Here is a 1,821-nt window from a genome sequence, read left to right as displayed (position 1 = left end):
GGGTTGGGAGCGGTCGGAACGACTGCGGTCTGGCTCAGCGGGTGGTGCCGGTCTGTGCGATCGGGGCCGGGGTGGCGTCACGGTCGGCGATGGCCTGGGTGCGCTTGACGGCGAAGATGATCAGCGCGATCGGGATGACCCAGTTCAGCAGGACGTTGCCGGGGTGTGCGCCGGAGATGGTGTCGGCCGAGGCGAGGGCTCCGGCGACCACGTGGCAGGCCGCCATGGCGAAGATGACGCCGGACCACAGCAGGCTGATCGATCGGTTCTTGGCGCGGAAGATCGGGCTGCCCCAGTAGCGCGGGTCGACGGTCTCCCGGGCGTACTGCTCGGTGAACGGGATGGTGAAGGCCGAGATCAGCATGACGAGTCCGAGGATGACCGTGGTGGCGCCGCGCCCGTAGTCGGTGAGCCAGGTGTCGACTCCCGATCCGCCGATGAACCCGATCGCCGAGATGATCCCGAAGGTGACGGTGCCGGCGGCGTCGAGGATCTTGATCGACCGCTTCTGGGTCACGCTGTAGACGATGAGGGCCAGCGATGCTGCGAAGGCGGCGAGTCCGGCCCAGCCGACGGCGCCGGCGCCGAAGTGGGAGGCGACGAAGGAGAAGAGAAACCAGGGGGCGAGTCCGATGATCATGTCCTTGGCGTTCATGGTGTGTTCCTGTCCGGGAGTTGTTGGGGGTCGGTGGTGATGTCATCGACTCTGCTCTGATCGTCGGCGCGCAACATCCGTCGGATGACGGTGATTTTCGTGCCAGTCACGTCCGGGTGACGTCAGTGACCCCGCGGACGAGGGAATCAGACATTACGGTCGGTACATGTTCGCCATCGGAGTGATCGCCGCCGCGCTCGCCGCGATCGCGTACGGGTTGTCGACCGTGCTGCGTGCCGTCGGTGCGCGTCGTGCGTTGCAGCGATTGGATGCCGACTCGGTTGCGGGGTCGGATGTGGGGCCGTATGGAGGCTCGGATGCAGGCTCGGCGGACGGGGCCCGCTCCGGGGCGGATGTGCCGGGCGGGCCGGGGGCAGGGTCGGCGCGGTCGACGGTGGCGGCGTTCGGTGACTCGACGTTCCTGCTCGGCACCCTGCTGGTGATCCTCGGGTTCGCCGGGGGCGCTGTCGCGGCGCGATTCCTGCCGCTGTTCCTCGCGCAGACGATCGTCGCCGGGAACCTCGTCGTGACCGCGCTGCTCGGGATGGTGTGGCTCGGCAACGTGCTCGGTCGGCGCGAGTGGGTCGCCGTCGGTGTCGTCGTGGTGTCGCTGTTTCTGCTCGGGGCGTCGGCCTCCCATCAGGCCGCTCCGAGGATGGGGATGGGATTCCACTGGGCGCTGTTCGGCGTCAGCCTGGTGTTGGTGGTGACCGGGTTCGTGGTGATGCGGACGCTTCGGGACCGTGGCGCCATCTTCTGCGGGGCGTTGGCGGGTGTCATGTACGGGGCCATCGCGATCGCGGTGCGTGTGCTCGACGGCGTCAGCCCGTTCGATCCGGTCCGCCTGCTGACCGATCCGGCGGCCTGGACCATCGCGATCGCCGGTGCGACGGCGTTCTATGTGCAGACCGTTGCCCTGCAGATCGGTCCGGTGAACGCGGTGACCGCCGTACTCGTCGTCGGCGAGACCGGGGGACCCGCGATCGTCGGTGTGATGTTCCTGGGCGACAAGGCGATCGACGGTTTGCAGTGGCTGGCGGTCGTCGGGTTCGTCGGTGCCATCGTCGGCGCGACCGCCGTCGCCCTGTTCACCGGCGACGACGACGGTGCCGGGAGGACTGACACGACGCGCGTGGGTGCAGAGGAGGGTGCGGGAGGTGGGTCGG

Annotated in this window: 2 protein-coding genes; one reads left to right on the top strand and one right to left on the bottom strand. The window is 68.6% G+C overall.

All coding sequences use genetic code 11. From position 1 onward, the window contains the following. Positions 1-34 precede the first annotated feature (34 nt). Entirely contained in the window at positions 35-655 is a 621-nt protein-coding gene (locus EEB19_RS26250; protein WP_187590271.1) for a hypothetical protein, read from the bottom strand. Between the two features lie 166 nt (positions 656-821). Between EEB19_RS26250 and EEB19_RS26245 the strand changes: the two genes are divergently transcribed. After that, a partial coding sequence (locus EEB19_RS26245) for an EamA/RhaT family transporter (RefSeq protein ID WP_262365941.1) occupies positions 822-1,821 on the top strand: 1,000 nt, incomplete at its 3' end.

This window comes from Gordonia sp. OPL2 (genome assembly GCF_003797825.1).
Classification (GTDB): domain Bacteria; phylum Actinomycetota; class Actinomycetes; order Mycobacteriales; family Mycobacteriaceae; genus Gordonia.
This window is presented reverse-complemented; position numbering and strand designations above follow the sequence as displayed.